The organism is Allobosea spartocytisi (assembly GCF_014764685.1).
Classification (GTDB): Bacteria; Pseudomonadota; Alphaproteobacteria; order Rhizobiales; family Beijerinckiaceae; genus Allobosea; species Allobosea spartocytisi.
The window spans coordinates 26,683-44,119 of sequence record NZ_JACXWY010000022.1; the positions used below are offsets into that span (position 1 = coordinate 26,683).

General features: G+C 66.3%; 20 protein-coding genes. 8 read left to right on the forward strand and 12 right to left on the reverse strand.

Going from position 1 to position 17,437, the window contains the following annotated elements; translation table 11 throughout:
• Window positions 1-69: 69 nt before the first annotated feature.
• From IED13_RS23825 to IED13_RS23860, 8 genes are all read right to left on the reverse strand, one after another.
• The gene (locus tag IED13_RS23825) at window positions 70-519 is read right to left on the reverse strand and encodes a low affinity iron permease family protein (RefSeq protein WP_191125667.1); all 450 of its coding nucleotides are present in this window, start codon (window positions 517-519) and stop codon (window positions 70-72) included.
• A gap of 73 nt (window positions 520-592) precedes the next feature.
• The gene (fghA, locus tag IED13_RS23830; RefSeq protein ID WP_191125668.1) at window positions 593-1,429 is read right to left on the reverse strand and encodes an S-formylglutathione hydrolase; all 837 of its coding nucleotides are present in this window, start codon (window positions 1,427-1,429) and stop codon (window positions 593-595) included.
• Between the two features lie 207 nt (window positions 1,430-1,636).
• Window positions 1,637-2,749, reverse strand: a complete 1,113-nt coding sequence (locus IED13_RS23835; RefSeq protein ID WP_038359596.1) for an S-(hydroxymethyl)glutathione dehydrogenase/class III alcohol dehydrogenase — start codon at window positions 2,747-2,749, stop codon at window positions 1,637-1,639.
• Window positions 2,750-2,774: 25 nt separating this feature from the next.
• A complete protein-coding gene (locus IED13_RS23840; RefSeq protein WP_038359595.1) occupies window positions 2,775-3,065 on the reverse strand; it encodes a metal-sensing transcriptional repressor in 291 nt (96 codons plus the stop codon).
• 199 nt (window positions 3,066-3,264) lie between these two features.
• Complete coding sequence (locus tag IED13_RS23845; RefSeq protein WP_191125669.1) at window positions 3,265-4,188, reverse strand: hypothetical protein; 924 nt, start codon at window positions 4,186-4,188, stop codon at window positions 3,265-3,267.
• Window positions 4,189-4,523: 335 nt separating this feature from the next.
• On the reverse strand, window positions 4,524-5,087 hold the full coding sequence (locus IED13_RS23850) for an NUDIX hydrolase (RefSeq protein ID WP_051987573.1): 564 nt from the start codon (window positions 5,085-5,087) through the stop codon (window positions 4,524-4,526).
• Between the two features lie 17 nt (window positions 5,088-5,104).
• On the reverse strand, window positions 5,105-6,139 hold the full coding sequence (locus IED13_RS23855) for a DUF3616 domain-containing protein (protein ID WP_191125670.1): 1,035 nt from the start codon (window positions 6,137-6,139) through the stop codon (window positions 5,105-5,107).
• 53 nt (window positions 6,140-6,192) lie between these two features.
• Entirely contained in the window at window positions 6,193-7,005 is an 813-nt protein-coding gene (locus IED13_RS23860) for a helix-turn-helix transcriptional regulator (RefSeq protein WP_191125671.1), read from the reverse strand.
• A 107-nt stretch (window positions 7,006-7,112) separates the two neighbouring features.
• On the opposite strand from IED13_RS23860, the gene IED13_RS23865 reads away from it, so the two are divergent.
• From IED13_RS23865 to IED13_RS23880, 4 genes are all read left to right on the forward strand, one after another.
• Window positions 7,113-7,883 carry a class I SAM-dependent methyltransferase gene (locus tag IED13_RS23865; RefSeq protein ID WP_191125672.1) on the forward strand — a complete coding sequence of 257 codons (771 nt, stop codon included), beginning with the start codon at window positions 7,113-7,115 and terminating at the stop codon, window positions 7,881-7,883.
• A 144-nt stretch (window positions 7,884-8,027) separates the two neighbouring features.
• Window positions 8,028-8,237: a hypothetical protein gene (locus IED13_RS23870; protein ID WP_112764464.1), complete on the forward strand. Its 210-nt coding sequence runs from the start codon at window positions 8,028-8,030 to the stop codon at window positions 8,235-8,237.
• Window positions 8,238-8,245: 8 nt separating this feature from the next.
• Window positions 8,246-9,193, forward strand: coding sequence for a dihydrodipicolinate synthase family protein (locus IED13_RS23875; protein ID WP_191125673.1), 948 nt, complete (start codon window positions 8,246-8,248; stop codon window positions 9,191-9,193).
• Between the two features lie 39 nt (window positions 9,194-9,232).
• Window positions 9,233-9,400 (forward strand): hypothetical protein, encoded by a 168-nt coding sequence (locus tag IED13_RS23880; protein WP_156115885.1) that lies wholly within the window; start codon window positions 9,233-9,235, stop codon window positions 9,398-9,400.
• 66 nt (window positions 9,401-9,466) lie between these two features.
• On the opposite strand, the gene aceB is transcribed toward IED13_RS23880, so the two are convergent.
• Entirely contained in the window at window positions 9,467-11,074 is a 1,608-nt protein-coding gene (gene aceB / locus IED13_RS23885; protein ID WP_191125674.1) for a malate synthase A, read from the reverse strand.
• Between the two features lie 304 nt (window positions 11,075-11,378).
• Between aceB and IED13_RS23890 the strand changes: the two genes are divergently transcribed.
• Window positions 11,379-12,668: a vWA domain-containing protein gene (locus tag IED13_RS23890; RefSeq protein ID WP_191125675.1), complete on the forward strand. Its 1,290-nt coding sequence runs from the start codon at window positions 11,379-11,381 to the stop codon at window positions 12,666-12,668.
• Here IED13_RS23890 and IED13_RS23895 read toward each other — a convergent pair.
• The 3 genes from IED13_RS23895 to ygfZ are packed head-to-tail and all read right to left on the reverse strand — an operon-like array spanning window position 12,643 to window position 14,815.
• The gene (locus IED13_RS23895; protein ID WP_191125676.1) at window positions 12,643-13,257 is read right to left on the reverse strand and encodes a YfbR-like 5'-deoxynucleotidase; all 615 of its coding nucleotides are present in this window, start codon (window positions 13,255-13,257) and stop codon (window positions 12,643-12,645) included. The genes IED13_RS23890 and IED13_RS23895 overlap by 26 nt on opposite strands.
• Window positions 13,257-13,919, reverse strand: a complete 663-nt coding sequence (locus IED13_RS23900) for a DNA-3-methyladenine glycosylase I (protein ID WP_191125677.1) — start codon at window positions 13,917-13,919, stop codon at window positions 13,257-13,259. The genes IED13_RS23895 and IED13_RS23900 overlap by 1 nt, the downstream gene beginning before the upstream one ends.
• Window positions 13,916-14,815 carry a CAF17-like 4Fe-4S cluster assembly/insertion protein YgfZ gene (gene ygfZ, locus IED13_RS23905; protein WP_191125678.1) on the reverse strand — a complete coding sequence of 300 codons (900 nt, stop codon included), beginning with the start codon at window positions 14,813-14,815 and terminating at the stop codon, window positions 13,916-13,918. The genes IED13_RS23900 and ygfZ overlap by 4 nt, the downstream gene beginning before the upstream one ends.
• 151 nt (window positions 14,816-14,966) lie before the next feature.
• Here ygfZ and IED13_RS23910 point away from each other — a divergent pair, with 151 nt between their 5' ends.
• The 3 genes from IED13_RS23910 to IED13_RS23920 all read left to right on the forward strand — a co-directional run bounded on the left by IED13_RS23910 (window position 14,967) and on the right by IED13_RS23920 (window position 17,413).
• Window positions 14,967-16,307, forward strand: a complete 1,341-nt coding sequence (locus IED13_RS23910; protein ID WP_191125679.1) for a dihydroorotase — start codon at window positions 14,967-14,969, stop codon at window positions 16,305-16,307.
• A gap of 183 nt (window positions 16,308-16,490) precedes the next feature.
• Window positions 16,491-16,913 (forward strand): YciI family protein, encoded by a 423-nt coding sequence (locus IED13_RS23915; RefSeq protein ID WP_191125680.1) that lies wholly within the window; start codon window positions 16,491-16,493, stop codon window positions 16,911-16,913.
• Between the two features lie 74 nt (window positions 16,914-16,987).
• A complete protein-coding gene (locus IED13_RS23920) occupies window positions 16,988-17,413 on the forward strand; it encodes a YciI family protein (RefSeq protein ID WP_038359572.1) in 426 nt (141 codons plus the stop codon).
• Window positions 17,414-17,437 lie beyond the last annotated feature (24 nt).

A 17,437-nucleotide genomic window follows, 5' to 3' on the forward strand; every position in this document is an offset into this window, starting at 1 on the left:
CGCGCAGTTACCGTTGCGCAGGACCATGCCAGCGATTTCTTAAACGAGACTTAACCCTAACGGCTAACCTTACTTTTTGGTTGAAGGGGGCGCTTTGTCCTCGGTCGCGACCTTTTGCAGGGTTTGGCGTGCCTTTGCCGCCATCGCCTCGAATTCCGAGCGGAAGTGTTCGATCTTCTCCTCGTCGAGCTCTTCGAGATCGAGCAGCTCCTCGCGCGCGCCCTCCAGCTTCAGGATCAGCTCGTCGAGCTTGATCTGCATGGCGGCGGTGTCGCGGTTCTGGCTGTTCTGGATGATGAAGACCATCAGGAAGGTGACGATGGTCGTCGAGGTGTTGATGACCAGCTGCCAGGTGTCGTTGTAGCCGAAGAACGGCCCCGACAGGGCCCAGATCACGATGATGATCGCCGCGCCGAAGAACGTCTGCGGCTTGCCGGACCAGTGGGCGACGCGCTGAGAGAGGCGCGTGAAGAACGAGCGGTCGCTCTGCGGCAGGCGGCGCTTGGATCTCTTTGCCATGATGGCCCCCCGAGCCGTGTTGAGGCTGTGACAGCTTCAACGCGATGCGGGGACGGCCGTTCCCTCAGGCCGTTCAGGCGAAGAGGCGCTCGGCGTGCCAGGCGATGTGCTGGGCCATGAAGGTGGAGACGAAGTTGTAGGAGTGATCGTAACCCTCCCGCAGCGTGAGCTGCAGCGGGATGCCGGCGGTGGCGCAGGCGATCTCGAGCAATTGCGGGCGCAGGCCCTCCTCGAGGAAGCCGTCGGCGCCGCCCTGATCGACGAGCAGTTCCTTGAGGCGATGCCCGTCCGCGATCAGCAGGGTCGAGTCGTAGGCGCGCCAGCCGGCCTCGTCGGGGCCGAGATATTTCTCGAGGGCCGGGCGCGACCAGCCGGCGGTCGAGGGCTGCGAGATCGGGGCGAAGGCGGAGACGGAGCGGTAGCGCTCCGGGTTCTTGAGGGCGAGCGTGATCGCGCCATGGCCGCCCATGGAATGGCCGAAAATGCCCTGACGGGACATGTCGAGCGGGAAGTTCCGGGCGACCAGCTCCGGCAGCTCGTCGCGGATATAGCTCTCCATGCGGTAGTTCGCGGCATAGGGGGCCTGGGTGGCGTCGAGGTAGAAGCCCGCGCCCGAGCCGAACTGCCAGTTGCCCGGCTCGTCCGGCACGTCCTCGCCGCGCGGGCTGGTGTCCGGGCAGATGACGGCGATGCCGTTGGCGGCAGCCGCCGCGCGGTATTCGCCCTTGTCCATGACGTTCTGGTGGGTGCAGGTCAGGCCGGAAAGATACCACAGCACCGGCACCGGCCCTTCCTCCGCCTGATGCGGCAGGTAGATCGCGAAGGTCATCGGGCAGGCGCAGGCCGTGCTCTCATGCCGATAGACGCGCTGCGAGCCGCCGAAGGCCTTGGAGGCGGAGAGGAGTTCCATGCGGGGTCCTTTCTTGCGGCGCGCGCTTTTGTCGTTCCGGGGCGATCCGTCAGGATCGAATCCGGACCGACGACCGGGCGAGCCCTTGCCCAGTCGGCTTGTTCAAGCGTCATGCCCCGTCGCGGGTTCCGGGTTCAGCGCTTCGCGCTGCCCCGGAATGACTGAGGATGCTTCACTGCCTCACAGATGAGGCGGCAAAACGACGCCTCAATAGACCACAACGCTGCGGATCGACTTGCCTTCATGCATCAGGTCGAAGCCGTGGTTGATCTCCTCGAGCTTCAGCTTGTGGGTGATCAGGTCGTCGATGTTGATCTTGCCCTCCATGTACCAGTCGACGATCTTGGGCACATCGGTGCGCCCGCGCGCGCCGCCGAAGGCCGTGCCCTTCCAGACGCGGCCGGTGACGAGCTGGAAGGGGCGCGTCGCGATCTCCTTGCCGGCCTCGGCCACGCCGATGACGATCGACTCGCCCCAGCCGCGATGGCAGCATTCCAGCGCCTGGCGCATCACATTGGTGTTGCCGGTGGCGTCGAAGGAGAAATCGGCGCCGCCGCCGGTGAGATCGACGATCGCCTGCACGACCTTGTCGTTGCCGATCTCCTTCGGGTTGATGAAGTCGGTCATGCCGAACTTGCGCGCCATCTCCTGCTTGGCCGGATTGATGTCGACGCCGATGATCTTGTCGGCGCCGACCATGCGGGCGCCCTGGATGACGTTGAGGCCGATACCGCCCAGCCCGAAGACGACGACGTTGGCGCCCGGCCAGACCTTGGCCGTGTAGATCACCGCGCCGATGCCGGTCGTCACGCCGCAGCCGATATAGCAAATCTTGTCGAAGGGGGCGTCCTCGCGGACCTTGGCGAGCGCGATCTCGGGCAGGACCGTGAAGTTCGCGAAGGTCGAGCAGCCCATGTAGTGGAAGATCTCGCCGCTATCGCAGGAAAAGCGCGAGGTGCCGTCCGGCATGACGCCTTGCCCCTGGGTGGAGCGGATCGAGGTGCAGAGATTGGTGCGCCGCGACAGGCAGGACTTACAATTGCGGCATTCCGGCGTGTAGAGCGGGATGACGTGGTCGCCGACCTTGAGCGTGGTGACGCCGGCGCCGACCTCGCGCACGATGCCGGCACCCTCATGGCCGAGGATCGCCGGGAACTTGCCCTCCGAATCCAGGCCCGAGAGCGTATAGGCGTCGGTGTGGCAGATGCCGGTCGCCATCACCTCGACGAGAACCTCGCCAGCCTTGGGGCCGCCGATCTCGATGGTCTCGATGGTGAGGGGCTTGCCGGCTTCCCAGGCGACGGCGGCGCGGGTCTTCATCGGGCGGTTCCTTCTTTCAGGCTGTTCATTTCAGATAGGGGCGGATCACGCGCATGATGGCGGCGATCTCGTCTTCGTTCGCGTCATCGGCGGAGCCGATGGCCGGGCCGGCGCCGGCTTGCATGGTTTCGCGCAGATGGCTTTCGAGCACCTCCGCCATCAGCCCGGTCGCCGCGCCGCGGAGCGCTGCGAGCTGCTGCAACAGCGCACCGCATTCCTCGCCGCGCTCGACGGCCGCGATCAGGGCATCGGTCTGCCCCCTGATCCGGCGCAGCCGCGTGACGGCGCGCTTTTTCTCTTCAGGCGTATGAGGCATGGGCACCGCGGCTCCGGTTGCCGCGACGCTATGGTACTGAGGGGGAGTATGTCAACGCGCGAAGCGGGCCGAAACGAAAAGAGCGGCAGCGTTGCCGCTACCGCTCTTCGCTTTGCGCAAAATCATGACCCAGCCTTCATCCTTCGAGACGCCGCATTCGCGGCTCCTCAGGATGAGGGCTGAGGCCTCGATTGGATCGTCAGAAGCTGTAGCCCAGCTTCACCTTGACGAGATGCTGGCTGAAATTGGTCAGGTCGAGATCGCCGGGCTGGCCCTTGGCCTTGCCGGCGACCTGGATGTTGTAGGCTGCCGAAAGGGCGAGCTGCTTCGTCGCCTGCCAGAACACGCCGGGGCCGACATAGGTGGCGTAACCGGCCTCCTTGTCGAAGCCGAGCTCGTTGTGCTTGCGCATGTGGCGGACCTCGCCGCTGAGATAAAGCCCGTCTTGCACCTGCCAGGCGAGCGAGCCGGCGAGCGTCAGCGTCGAGGAGCGGCCATACGGCGAGGGGCCGGTCCAGGTCAGGTCCTGCGAAACGTTCACCGCCGCATAGAGCGTGTTCGGGATCAGCGTCTTATCGGCGAAGAGGCGGATGCCGGTATTGTAGGTGGTGAAGTTGCGGGCGATGCCGTCGGGATCGGTGCGGGTAACGCTCGGGTCGATCACCAGCGTCAGGCCGATGCCGTGCATGTCGCGGCCGAGCAAGCGGTACTTCATCTCGACGCCGGCGCCGTAGCCGCGCGAATCGGCGCTGATGCCGCCAGCCGAAGCATCGGTGAAATTGCCGAGGACATAGGGGCCGACCTCGGCGCAGGGGAACAGGCCGTAGGAGCCCTGCAGCGTCAAGCCGTGGCTGTTGGAGGTGCCGACCCGGGTGCCGAAGCCGCCATTATAGGTCAGGCTGGGGCCGAAGGAGCCGACATCGGCCACGTCGGAGCCGGTGGTGAAGCCGAAGGCGTCGGTCGGAATGCCCTCGCTCTCGGTGCAGCGGGAGACGACCGGCGCAGGTGCCGCGGGCGCGCCCTTGCGGGAGGGCAGGTCGGCGGCAGCGCCTGCGGTGGCGACGCAGGCCCCGAGGAACGCGAAGGCGAGGCGGGAGGAGAGGAGGGCTGAGGCCAGCTTCATCGCGGACATTCCAGTTGAGGAGGGGCGGGGCACCGTGCGTGCAAAGTGTGCTCAGTCACTCGGATCGGTGTGATGATGCATTCGCGGCCCGCTTTCCGCGATAAAAGAGCCATAGGTATTTCGGCAATCCGTTCGGCTGTTGCGGCGTTGCAACAGAAGAAGAAGGGCTGTCGGCATGGCGGCTCCGGCGGGGTGAGCAATGACCTTATGCTATTGCGATTGATTCGCAATAGCATAATCGCTTTCGACCAAACTATGGCGCGCCGATGACGGGGAAGCGAGAGAGGGGAGGCTCTCTTTTCGTAATAATATTACATGTTGCGCCGCCGCAACAATCAACCGGGCAGGGCCAGCATCGCGATCCGGGCCAGCGCGCGCGGCGCGATCGCCGCCAGCTCCTCCACCGGCTTCCAGGCGGCGGCATGCACCTCCTCGACCTGAGCGACGAGCGGCCGGGCCGGGTCGGCGAGGAAGAGATATTGCAGGTCGTGATGGACATGGTCCGGCTCGCCGCGAGCGGGCTTGCCCGGCACGTCATGGCTGTCGATGGCGAAGGGGACATCCGCCTCGCGATGCCAGGGGTGGAGCTGCAAATCCTGCACGCCGGTCTCCTCGACCGCCTCGCGCGCCGCCGATTGGTGGAAGTGCTCGGCCTCCTCCCAATGCCCGCCGGGCTGGAGCCAGCGGCCGATGACGACATGGTCGATCAGCAGGATGCGGGCGTGGTCGGGAGAGAGCACGAAGGCGCTGGTGGTGACGTGGCCGGGAAAGGTCTCGCGCCGGTCGAGGGCATGGCCTTGCTCGATCTGCCAGCGCAGCAGCGAGAGATGCTCGCGGGAGCCCGCGACCTCGCTGCGATAGCGTGCGACGGCTTCGGTCAGGCAGGGCATGAAATCCATGGCTTCGCTTCAATCTCTCAGGGCAGTTGCAGGTGGTAGGATTCGAAATGGCCGTTGCGCGGGCCGTCATAGCCGATGAGGACATCGAGCTTGCGGCCCTGCTGCGCGAGCACCGTCAGGGATTCGGCCTTCGCGTTGCGCCGCTCCGGCAACTCGCCGAGATCGGCGGCTGCATCGGGCCGGGCGGGGTCGACCAGCAGCAGGGCATAAGGCCGTTGCTGCTCCTGCGCCGGCCCGATCAGCGCGAGCAGCCGCCCGCCGGGAAGGGGGGCGAGATCGCGGATGCCGCGATCCGGCCCGGCCGGCAGCGCAACCACGCGCGGTGCCTCTGTTGCCGGCGCATGGCCCGGCGCGAACAGCTCCTTGAGCGAGGCTCCGACCAGGAAGACACGCCCGCCGAGCGAGGGTGCGCGAAGCCCGACCCAGAGCGTGTCGCCCTGCGCCGCGAGGCCTTCGACATTGAGGCCGTTATCGTCCATCAGGCTCTTGCCGAAAAAGGCGCCGGCCTCGCCCGCGCGGCGCAGGACATCGCTCAGGCGATAGGTCAGCTCGACCTGCCCGGCCGGCGCACCGGTTGCGTCGACGCGAAGACGCGCGAGATGGAAGGCCGAGAGCCGGAACTCGCCACTCTTGCGCGAGCAGCCATGCGAGCCCGCGATGTAGAAGGCGCCATCGGCATAGGTGACGGCCTCGCCGTCGAGCTCGCCGAAGCGGCCGGGCTTCTTGCAGATGCCCTGCGGGGCTGTGCCCAGCACGGCCGGCGAGGCTTCGTCGCCGATAATCGGCAAGGTGGCGCCCGGCGTGATCCGGTTCTCGGCGATCTCCGCGAACTGGGCGAAGGCGCCTTCGTCATTGATCAGCAGGCAGCGCTGGGCGCCGTTGGCGACAGGCATGCAGGCGAGGCCGCTGACGTCATGCGCGGCCTTTCCGGGCTTCTTCCCGGCAAAATCGCTGACGGTCTTGAAGCGCTGCTCCGGTGCGAGCGTCGCAGCCTGAGCGAATGAGGCAGCCAGCAAGGCAGCCGTGGCGAGAGACAAGAAGCGATACCGCATGCGGCGAATCCGGCGAACAGGGGGCGGGATTGAGCGCGCCGAGGGGGGCGATGTCAAAGCGCGTCGGCCGTCGTCCCTTCCGCCGGAACGAGCATGGACAGCTTCAGCTCCGGCTGGCTCGCGACCGTGAAGCTGACCTGATGATAGGCCAGCCGGCCCTGCGCCGGATGGTTGAAGGTGCGTTCGCCGCCTTCGCGCTCCAGCACGACGCGTTCGCGCCAGTAGCGCGCAAAGGCCTCGCTGCGCTCGCTCAACTCCTCGATCCGCTTGCGGATCGAGGGCTCGTTCAGATGGGCGCTGACATCGGCGCGAAATTCCGCGACGACGCGGCGCGCCCGATTTTCGAAGTCGCAGATAAGGGCCGGCGCGGCCGGGGCGAGGAAGATGAAGTTCAGCAGGTTCCGATCGGCGTCGTCGTCCAGCCAGCCACGAAAGAGGCGGCTGGCCGGCTCGTTCCAGGCAAGCGCCGTCCAGCCGCGATCGAGGACATAGGCGGGGGCGGCGATCAGGCCGACGCAGGCGAGGACATCGGGCGGCACGGCATGGCTTTCGCTGTCGCCCTGTTCGGGGTCGCGCCGGCCGGCAAGCTCGAAGAGATAGGCTCGCTCGGCCCGGCCGAGACGCAGCGCCCCGGCGAAACGGGCCAGCGCCAGCGGCGAGAGCGCCATCTCCCGCCCCTGTTCGAGCCAGGTGTACCAGGTCACGCTCAGCCCGCAGAGCTGCGCCACCTCCTCGCGGCGCAGGCCGGGGGTGCGCCGCCGCCCGCCATCCGGCAGGCCGATGCCGGACGGCTTCAGCCGCTCGCGCAGGGTGCGCACGAAATCGCCGAGCTCGCGGCGCTGCTCGGGTGAGGGGCCGGATATCATGACGCAGCTATCATGGTGCAATTTATACCAGTTAAAACTTCTCTCTGAAGCTAGTTATAAGTGCGTGCTAAGCCGGCTGCCATCATCGATCGAACGGAGATCACACGATGTCGGAAGGCAGCCACGAAGCCCTGGTGGGCGCGCAGTTCGGATCGCGCGCCGAGGCTTATCTGCACAGCGCGGTGCATGCGCAGAGCGCGGATCTCGATGCGCTGGCGGCGCTGGCGAAGGGGCGGGACGGCGCGCGCGTGCTCGATCTCGGCTGCGGCGGGGGGCATGCCTCGTTCAACATCGCGCCCTTCGTCGGCGAGGTCGTGGCCTATGACCTGTCGTCCGAGATGTTGCAGGTGGTGGCCGACGCGGCCGGCAAGCGGGGCTTGCGCAATATCGTGACGCAGCAGGGGCCGGCGGAAAAGCTGCCCTTCGCGGACGGCTCCTTCGACATGGTGGTAAGCCGTTTCAGCGCCCATCACTGGCGCGATGTCGATGCTGGCCTGCGCGAGGCGGCGCGCGTCCTGAAGAGCGGTGGCGAGTTGGTGATGTCGGACACGGTCGCGCCGTCGAACCCGCTTGCCGACAGCTATTTCCAGGCGATCGAGATCCTGCGCGACTGCTCGCATGGCCGCAACTACACCCGCGCCGAATGGGAGGCGGCGGTCGCCCGCGCCGGCTTCCAGGCCGAAGTCGCCACGCGCTTCCGGATGCGGCTGGAGTTCAAGTCCTGGGTCGAGCGGATGAACACGCCGAAGCTGCAGGTCGAGGCGATCCGGGCGCTGCAGACCTCCGTCTCCTCGGCGATCACCGACTATTTCGACACCGAGCCCGATGGCAGTTTCAAGATCGAGGTGCTGCTGCTCCAGGCGAAGAAGGCGGGCTGAACGGCCGCCGGAGCGCCCTGTGAGGCGCTCCGGCGAAATCCTATGCGATCTTGATGTTCCGGGACCGGAGTCCGTCTCGAACGGCTATGGCTGCGACCCTATCCTTTTCCGTGCGGTCCCAAAGGCCGTTCGGAAACCAGGATTATGAACCAGATCCATCACAGGCGTTTCGCCGATCCTCCCGCCTTCCTCATCGGCCGCGATGCCGAAGGGCATTGGCTCGCCATCGAGACGCATGGCCGCGGCGGCGGCATTTTCGCCGATCGGAGCGCTGCCTTGCGCTATGCCGCGGCCGAGACGGCCCATCGGCCACGCGCCGTCCGGATGACGGCGAGACGGCTGCGTCTCCTCTGAGGCATGCCATGAACCACTGGCTTCACGGCATGTTCACGGCGCTGGTCACGCCGTTCGACGGCGGGGCGATCGATTACGGCGCGCTGGAGCGCCTGATCGCCTGGCAGATCGCACAGGGCGCAGACGGCATCGTGGTCGGTACCGCGACCGGTGAAATCTCCGCGCTGACCGACCGCGAGCAACAGTCGCTGCTGACCGCAGCGCGCAGCATCGCGGGCCGGCACTTTCCCGTCATCGCGGCCGCCGGAACTTACGGCACGGCCGATACGGTCGCGGCGGTCGTCGCGGCGGAGAAGGCTGGCGCCTCGGCCCTGCTGCTGCGCATGCCCTATTACAGCCGGCCGACCCGGGCCGGGCTTGCCGCCCATGCGCTGGCCGTCGCGCAGGCGACCGGGCTCGAGATCATCCTCGACAACGATCCGGATCGCTGCGGCGTCGAGATCGCGCTCGAGACGCTGGAGCGGCTCGAAGGGGCGGCGAACATCGTCGGCATCCTGGAGCGGCGTGGCGATCTTATTCGCTGCGACCGGATCGCCAGGATCCGCGACCGCCGTTTCATGCGCCTGACCGGCGCGGCCGAAACACTTCCGGCCTATCTGCTCGCCGGAGGCTGCGGCGCCATCACCAGCATCGGCAATCTCGCTCCGCATTGGCTGGCGCGGCTGGAGAACGCGGCGCGCTCCGAGTTCTACGGCCAGGCGCAGATCCTGCAACGGCGGCTCATCCCGCTGCTCGACCTGCTGGCGAAAGAACCCGATCCGATCCTCGTCAAGCTCGCGCTCTCGCTGCTCCATCCGGGCATCGAAGCCGCTTACCGGGCGCCGTTGACACCCGCACGGCCGGAGCTGGTTCCACTCGTCCGCGAGGCGATCGAGGACCTGCCGCGCCCGCTCCCGGAAACCATGACGGCGCAGTCTCTCGGCCGCACCGCCGCAGGGGTGGCCGGGCGGCGCTGACACCGCGCCAACGGCTCCCCGCTCTCGAAGGAGGCTCTCATGTCCGTGATCGGCAGTTACCGTCGCCGCCGCGAGGCGGTCTATCAAAGCACAAGGCGCGTCTCCGCCGGCGGCTGGAAGGCCGATGTGCTGCATCTTTGCGTTTCGATCGCCCTGATGGCGGCGGTCATCGGCATCCGCGTCCTCTGGTCCCTGCACCATGGCTGAGGTACTCAAACGACAAGGGCGCCGTCCTAAGACGGCGCCCTCTTTGCGATCATCCGAGTCTGGCCGTCAGGCGAGCTTGGCGTAGGCCGGCACGGTGAGGAAGTCCTCGAAGTTCGGCGCCAGCGACAGCGTCTCGAAGAGCGCAATCGCCTCGGGGAAGCGGCCCTTGGCATAGTTCTCAGGCCCGAGCTCGCCCTTCACGCGTTCCATCTCCTCGGGCAGGCAGCGCTTGAATAGCGCCGCATCGGCCTTGATCCCGCCTTCGAGTTCGACGCCGTACTGGACGAACTGCCAGATCTGGGCGCGGCTGATCTCGGCGGTCGCAGCGTCCTCCATCATGTTGTAGATCGGCACCGCGCCGCGGCCGCGCAGCCAGGCCTCGATATACTGCACGCCGACGCGGATGTTCTCGCGGAAGCCTTCCTCGGTACGCGTGCCCTGATGGACTTCGAGCAGGTCCTTGGCGCCGATCGAGACGTCGTCGCGCTTCTTGCCGAGTTGGTTCGCCTGCGGCATCAGCCGGTCGAACATCTCCATGGCGACCGGGACGAGATCGGGGTGGGCGACCCAGGTGCCGTCATGGCCGTCGCCGGCCTCGCGCTCCTTGTCGGCCTTGACCTTGGCGAAGGCGGCGGCATTGGCCTCCGGGTTGTTCTTGACCGGGATCTGGGCAGCCATGCCGCCCATCGCGAAGGCGCCGCGCCTGTGGCAGGTCTTGATCAGCAGCAGCGAATAGGCGCGCAGGAAGGCCTTGGACATCACGACCTGCGAACGATCCGGCAGGACATAGGCCTTGTTGCGGGCGAGCTTCTTGATGAAGGAGAAGATGTAGTCCCAGCGGCCGCAATTGAGGCCGGCCATGTGCTCGCGCAATTCGTAGAGGATCTCGTCCATCTCGAAGGCGGCGGGCAGGGTCTCGATCAGGACGGTCGCCTTGATCGTGCCGTTCTTTAGGCCGAGCGCCGATTGGGCGGCGACGAAGACGTCGTTCCAGAGCCGGGCTTCGAGGTGGCTCTCCAGCTTCGGCAGGTAGAAATAGGGGCCGGAGCCGGCGGCCAGCGCCACCTTGGCGTTGTGGAAGACATAGAGCCCGAAATCGACCAGGGAGCCCGAGGCTTCCTCGCCATCGATCTCGATATGGCGCTCCGGCAGGTGCCAGCCGCGCGGGCGGATGATCAGGACGGCCGGCTTGTCCTTGAGCTTGTAGTCCTTGCCGTTCGTCGGATCGGTAAAGTCGATCCTGTTCGCCCAGCGGTCCCGCAGATTGATCTGGCCTTCGATCATATTGGCCCAGACCGGCGAGGAGGCATCCTCGAAATCGGCCATGAAGACCTTGGCGCCGGAATTCAGCGCGTTGACAATCATCTTGCGATCGACCGGGCCGGTGATCTCGACGCGGCGATCGAGGAGGTCGGCCGGGATCGGCGCGACGGTCCAGTCGCCTTCGCGGATATGCTTGGTTTCGGCCAGGAAGTCCGGCGTCTCGCCGGCGTCGAAGCGCTTCTGGCGCTCGGCCCGGAGCGCGAGCAGGCGCTTGCGCGTCTCGTTGAAGCGCCGGTGCAGCTCCGCGACGAAAGTGAGGGCATCGCGGGTCAGAATTTCATCGAAGCGGTGCGCGAGCGCACCCTTGACGACGATGCCGGCCGGCAGATCGAGCGAGGGGATGTCGGACATCAGCATTCCTCCTGAAACATTGGGTCGATGCTGGCTCGAAACGGGTCATTTCGAAATCCAGAAAAAATGACGATCACTTTTTCCTACAGGGAAATAATATCATATACCGGGAGAGGTGAGGGTCATACACGTCAGGGTTGCTTTTTGTGGGCGAGCTAGCGCCGTATGACACAGCGGCATCGGCTTTTCCTTCAAAATGCGCAGATAGGTCCGACTTCCTCAAATCGGTTTTAGTAATTTGTAAGTTCCGGCGCCCAAGGCTCGCCCCGTCGAATATGCCAATTCGGCCGGGGGTGAGAGGATAATGAGCAAGTTCGGTTCCCTGCGTGACATGATAGGCCGGTTCCGCAAGGACCAGAGCGGCAACATCCTGATGCTGTTCGGGCTTGCCCTGGTGCCGCTGATGGGTGTCGTCGGCGTGGCCGTCGATTATTCGCGCGCCAGCAATGCCCGGCAGTCGCTGAACGCCGCGATCGACTCCGCCGCCCTGATGGCGGCGCGCGACGCGCAGAAGCTCACCGATGCGCAGCTAACCGCACGGGTCAATGCCTGGCTCAAGGACAACCTGCCTGCAGACGTGAAAAGCGAGTTCACCGATGCCCAGGTGAGCATCGACCGCACGGCGCGCACCGTCAAAATCGTGGCCAATGCGCAGGTGCCGACGACCATTGCGCGGGTCCTCGGGACAGACAACCTCGCCGTGTCCAGCTCGAGCCAGTCGACCTGGGGGTTGAACACCATCGAGCTTGCCCTCGTGCTCGACAACACCGGCTCGATGTCCGCGAACGGCAAGATGGCGGCGCTGAAGCAGGCGTCGCTCGATTTGATCCAGATCATGAAGGACGCCACCCAGGAAACGGACCAGATCAGGATCTCGATCGTCCCGTTCTCGACGCGCGTCGTTCTCGACACCAGCCTGAAGACCGCGCCGTGGCTGCGCTGGGACCAGACGCAGACGACGTGCAGCAGCTACTGGCCCTATACCTGCACGACGACGACGATCACCAAGGCGGCTTGGCAGGGCTGCGTGACGGATCGCGACAAGAGCTACGATGTCACCGATGGTGACGGCTCCCCGAACAATTCCATGATGTATCCGGCCGATTTCTGCGACACCTATTCACCTTCGACACAGGCGAAGATCTTGCCGCTGACCAGCGATTGGTCGGCGTTGACGGCGCGTGTGAACACGATGCAGCCGACCGGCGCGACCAACATCACGATCGGCGCGATCTGGGGCATGGCAACATTGAGCCCGAGCGATCCGTTCACGGAGGCCAAACCGGCTTCGACGCCGCGCCTCAAGAAGTACATGATCCTGCTGACCGACGGCGACAACACGAAGAATCGCTGGGACGGCAACGGCTCCGCTTCCAGTTCCGCCGTCGATGCGCGGACGACACTTGCCTGCAACAATATCAAGGCGACCGGGGTCACCGTCTACACGATCCGCGTCATGGACGGGAACGCGACGCTGCTGCGCAACTGCGCCTCGGACCCGGCCATGTACTATGAAGTGACGGCCGCCTCCCAGCTCAGTCCGATCTTCAAGTCGATCGCAGGCGAGATCAGCCAGGTCCGCCTGACGCAGTAAGCTCGCCGAAGCGCGCCAGGAAACGCGCCTGCGCCGTCTCGGTGTCGAGCGGTTCGAGCCAGGCGAGAACCGCGGGCGGCAGCGCCTGCGGCCGGCCGAAGAACTTGAGCGCCTCCTGCCGGCCGAAGCCGGCGAGCTGCGTCGCCTCGAAGAAGGCCGCGATGGTATCGGCCTCCTTGGTCCTGCGCTTCTGCAAAGCGGGCGTCGCGGCGGGCAATCCGAAGCGCAGATGGATCGCCGTCAGAAGACGCAGTTCCACGCTCTTATAGGCGTCGCCCATCACCACCTTGAAGGGCGAGATCATGTCGCCGATGACGTATTCTGGCGCATCGTGCAGCAGCGCCATCATTCGCCATGCGTCGCTCCAGTCGGGATTGAGATGGCCGGCGATCGCCTCGACCAGCAGGCAATGCTGCGCGACCGAGAAGGAATGGGCGCCGCGCGTCTGGCCGTTCCAGCGGGCGACGCGGGCGAGGCCATGGGCGATGTCCTCGATCTCGACATCGAGCGGCGAGGGGTCGAGCAGGTCGAGCCTCCGGCCCGAGAGCATGCGCTGCCAGGCGCGCGGCTGTTCGGGGGCGCGGGGCATCAGGCGGCGGGGCGGCTGTCGCGCGCGAGCGCCGCGCATTCGCTCCAGCGGAAGCAGCCGGTCAGGTGGTCGTTGACCAGCCCGCAGGCCTCCATGAAGGCGTAGACGATGGTCGGGCCGCAGAAGGTGAAGCCGGCTTTCTTCAGCTCCTTCGAGATCGCCTCGGAGAGTTTCGTCTGCGTCGGCACCTCGTTCTGGGTGCGGAAGCTGTTCTGGAGGACGCGGCCGTCGAGATGCTTCCAGAGAAAGTCGGCGAAGGGCTCGCGCTCGCTCAGCCTGAGATAGGCCTGCGCGCTCTTGATCGTGCCCTCGATCTTGCCGCGATGGCGGATGATGCCGGGGTTGGCGAGCAGGCGCTGGACATCGGCCTCGGTGAAGCGAGCGACCGCCTCCGGCTCGAAACCGGCGAAGCCGGCGCGGAAGGCGTCGCGCTTCCTGAGGATCGTGATCCAGGACAGCCCGGCCTGGAAGCCGTCGAGGATCAGCTTCTCCCAGAGCGCGCGGGAATCATACTCCGGCACGCCCCATTCGGTGTCGTGATAGGCGAGGTAGAGCGGATCGGTGCCCGGCCAGCGGCAGCGGAATTTGCCGTCCGGCCCCTCGATCGCGATGCGTTCCTCGCTGGAGACACTTGCCTCGCTCAGGAGAGCTGTCTGGCTCATAGGACGGCTCCTGCGGCGGCTCCGAAGCCCGGCTCGCCGGGGAAGGGGAAGCCGATGAAGCCCGGCTTTTCCGCCAGATGGAAGGCGAGGCCGCCGCCGAGCGGCGTCTGCCCGGCTGCGAGCGCATCGGCCAGCCGGTCGAGCCGGAGCAGGGCGAGCGCCTTGCCGTTCGCGCCCGAGCCGATGGTGCCGAGCGTCTTGCCGCCGGCTGTCGCCTCGGCGCCGGTTTCGGTGGCGATGCCGTCGTCGAAGACGATGGGCACGACGCGGGTGCGGGCGGTGCCGCGATGCTGCATGCGGGAGACGACCTCCTGGCCGATATAGCAGCCCTTCTTGAAAGAGACGCCGCCGAGCTGGTCGAGCAGGGCCTCGTGCGGGAAGGTGTCGCCATAGGGGAAGTCGCGCCCGCCTGCGGGCATGCCGAGCGCGACGCGGCGGGCATGATAAGCCTCCGGCTCGGCATCGACGAGGCTGTCGATCCCGGCAGCATCCGCGATGGCGCGCTGGCCGAGCGCCGGCAGGCGCGGGTCGTCATAGACGAAGCCGGCATCGGCCGGCAGCGGCGCACCATCGGCGGAAGCGAGGACGGCGCTGGACTCGGTCAGGTCGTCGAGCGCCACCTTGGCGCGCAGCTTGTAGAGCTTCAGGCGTTTCATCAGATCGGTGGTCTGGAGCAGGGGCGTATCGAGCAGGAAGCCGCCGCCATCTTCCGCCGGCAGCGCGACGACGAAGAAATCGCAGAGGATCTTGCCCTGCGGTGTCAGCAGCGCGCCATAGCCGGCCCGCTCCGGCGTCACCTCGTCCATCTCGTTGGTCACGATGTTCTGGAGGAAGTCGCGGGCATCCTCGCCGCTGACGCGGATGACGCCGCGATCGATCAATCTTGTGGCGGACATGGGCAGCCGGTCCAGTTCTGATGTCGGGTCGAGGTTCGTCAGCCGAATGGGGATGATGTCGCCACCCGAAAACTGTTTGGGCTTCCGGGACGGCGCGTTGGCCGATAGGTAGGCTGCATCCCGTCTTTGCTCAACCTCCCGGAGACCCGCCATGCCCCAGACCTACGACGTGATCCTCAAGGGCGGCACGGTGGTCAATCAGGATGGCCGCGTGACGCGCGACATCGGCATCACCGGCGGCAAGATCATGGCGCTGGGCGATCTCAGCCAGGCCTCGGCCGGCGAGGTCGTGAACTGCTACGGCCTGCACATCCTGCCGGGCGTGATCGACAGCCAGGTGCATTTCCGCGAGCCCGGGCTCGAGCACAAGGAAGATCTCGAGGCCGGCTCGCGCGCAGCTGCGCTTGGCGGCGTGACCTGCGTCTTCGAGATGCCGAACACGATTCCCCAGACGACGACGCCGGAGGCGCTGGCCGACAAGGTGAGGCGCGGCAGGCATCGCATGCATTGCGATTTCGCCTTCTGGGTCGGCGGCACGCATGAGAACGCGGCCGATGTGCCCGATCTCGAAAGGCTGCCGGGCGCGGCCGGCATCAAGGTGTTCATGGGCTCCTCGACCGGCGACCTGTTGGTCGAGGACGACCAGGGCGTCGCCGAGATCCTGAAGCGCACGCGCCGCCGCGCGGCCTTCCACTCCGAGGACGAGACGATGCTGCGCGAGCGCATGCCGCTGCGCATCACCGGCGACCCGTCGAGCCACCCGGTCTGGCGCTCGCCCGAAGTGGCGCTGACCTGCACCAGGCGGCTGGTGCGCATCGCGCGGCAGACCGGCGCCCGAGTCCACATCCTGCATATCTCGACGGCGGAGGAGATGGTCTTCCTCAAGGACCACAAGGATGTCGCGACCGTCGAGGTGCTGCCGAACCACCTGACCCTCGTCGCGCCTGACTGCTACGAGCGGCTCGGCAACTATGCCCAGATGAATCCGCCGATCCGCGACGACTATCACCGCCAGGGAATCTGGTGGGGCGTCGAGCAGGGTATCGTCGACGTGCTCGGCTCGGACCATGCGCCGCATACGCATGAGGAAAAGCACCACCCCTATCCGGAGAGCCATTCCGGCATGCCGGGCGTGCAGACGCTGGTGCCGATCATGCTCGACCATGTGAATGCCGGAAGGCTTTCGCTGGAGCGCTTCGTCGACCTCAGCAGCGCCGGGCCCCAGCGCATCTTCGGGCTGGAAGGGAAGGGCCGTATCGCGGTGGGCTACGACGCCGATTTCACCATCGTCGACCTCAAGCGCAAGCACACCATCACCAATGACTGGATCGCCTCGAAATGCGGTTGGACGCCCTATGACGGCGTCACCGTCACCGGCTGGCCCGTCGGCACCTATGTGCGTGGCCTGAAAGTGATGTGGGAGGGCGAATTGACGACGCCGTCGCAAGGCGAGCCGGCCCGCTTCCTGGAGGCGCTGCCGCGCGGCGCCTGAAACGGATCGGCGCCGCCCGCGTTCGGCTCTGCACGAGCACGCGGGCGGCGCCGCAAAAAAAAATCAAAAAAGATTCCCGGCGCTGTCGATTTGAGCCGCGCCCGTTCGACGTGCAGTCAGAGAACGGGTTTCGGCGGTCCGCGCCGGAGCCGCCCGGTTCTCCCAAACCCAAGGAGAAGACCGATGCGTGTGATGGTTCTGGTCAAGGCAAGCAAGGACAGCGAAGCCGGCGTGATGCCGGACCCGGACGTCTTCGCGAAGATGGGCGCCTACAACGAGGAACTGATCAAGGCCGGCATCCTGCTCGCCGCGGAAGGCCTGCAGCCGACCTCCAAGGGGCTGCGCATGCGCTTCTCGGGCAGCGAGCGGGCGATCACCGACGGCCCCTTCGCGGAGACCAAGGAGCTGCTGGCCGGCTTCTGGCTCTGGCAGGTGAAGTCGTTCGACGAGGCCGTCGAGTGGCTGAAGCGCGCGCCCTTCGACGGTGGCACCGAAATCGAGCTCAGGCCCGTCTTCGAGATGGAGGATTTCGGCGAGTTGGTGACGCCGGAACGGCGCGAACGGAAGGATAACCTGCGCGCCGAATTCGAGAAGCGCCCCGGCTGAGCCGGCCCGGTATCCCAGATCCAACTCAATGGACGGTGCAGGCGATGCCTCCGTCCCTCCAAAGGAGAAAACCGATGCGTTTCATGGTGATGGTCAAGGCGACGAAGGACAGCGAAGCCGGCGCTCCGCCGAGCCAGGAGCTGCTCGAGGCGATGATGGCCTATAACGAAGAGCTGGTGAAAGCCGGCATCATGAAGGGCGGCGACGGCCTGCAGCCCAGCTCGAAGGGCGCGCGCGTCCAGTTCGACGGCGCCAAGCGCTCCGTCGTCGACGGGCCCTTCGCCGAGACCAAGGAGCTCGTCGCCGGCTACTGGCTCTGGGAATGCGCCTCGCTGGAGGAGGCGATCGCCTGGGTCAAGCGCTGCCCCAACCCGATGCCCGGCCCGTCCGAAATCGAGATCCGGCCCTTGTTCGAGCTGGCCGATTTCGGCGAGATCGTCACGCCGGAGACCGCCGCGCAGTGGGATCGCCTCAAGGGCGAAGTCGAAGGTAAGGGCTGAACGGCACGCGAAGCGCGCCGCTTG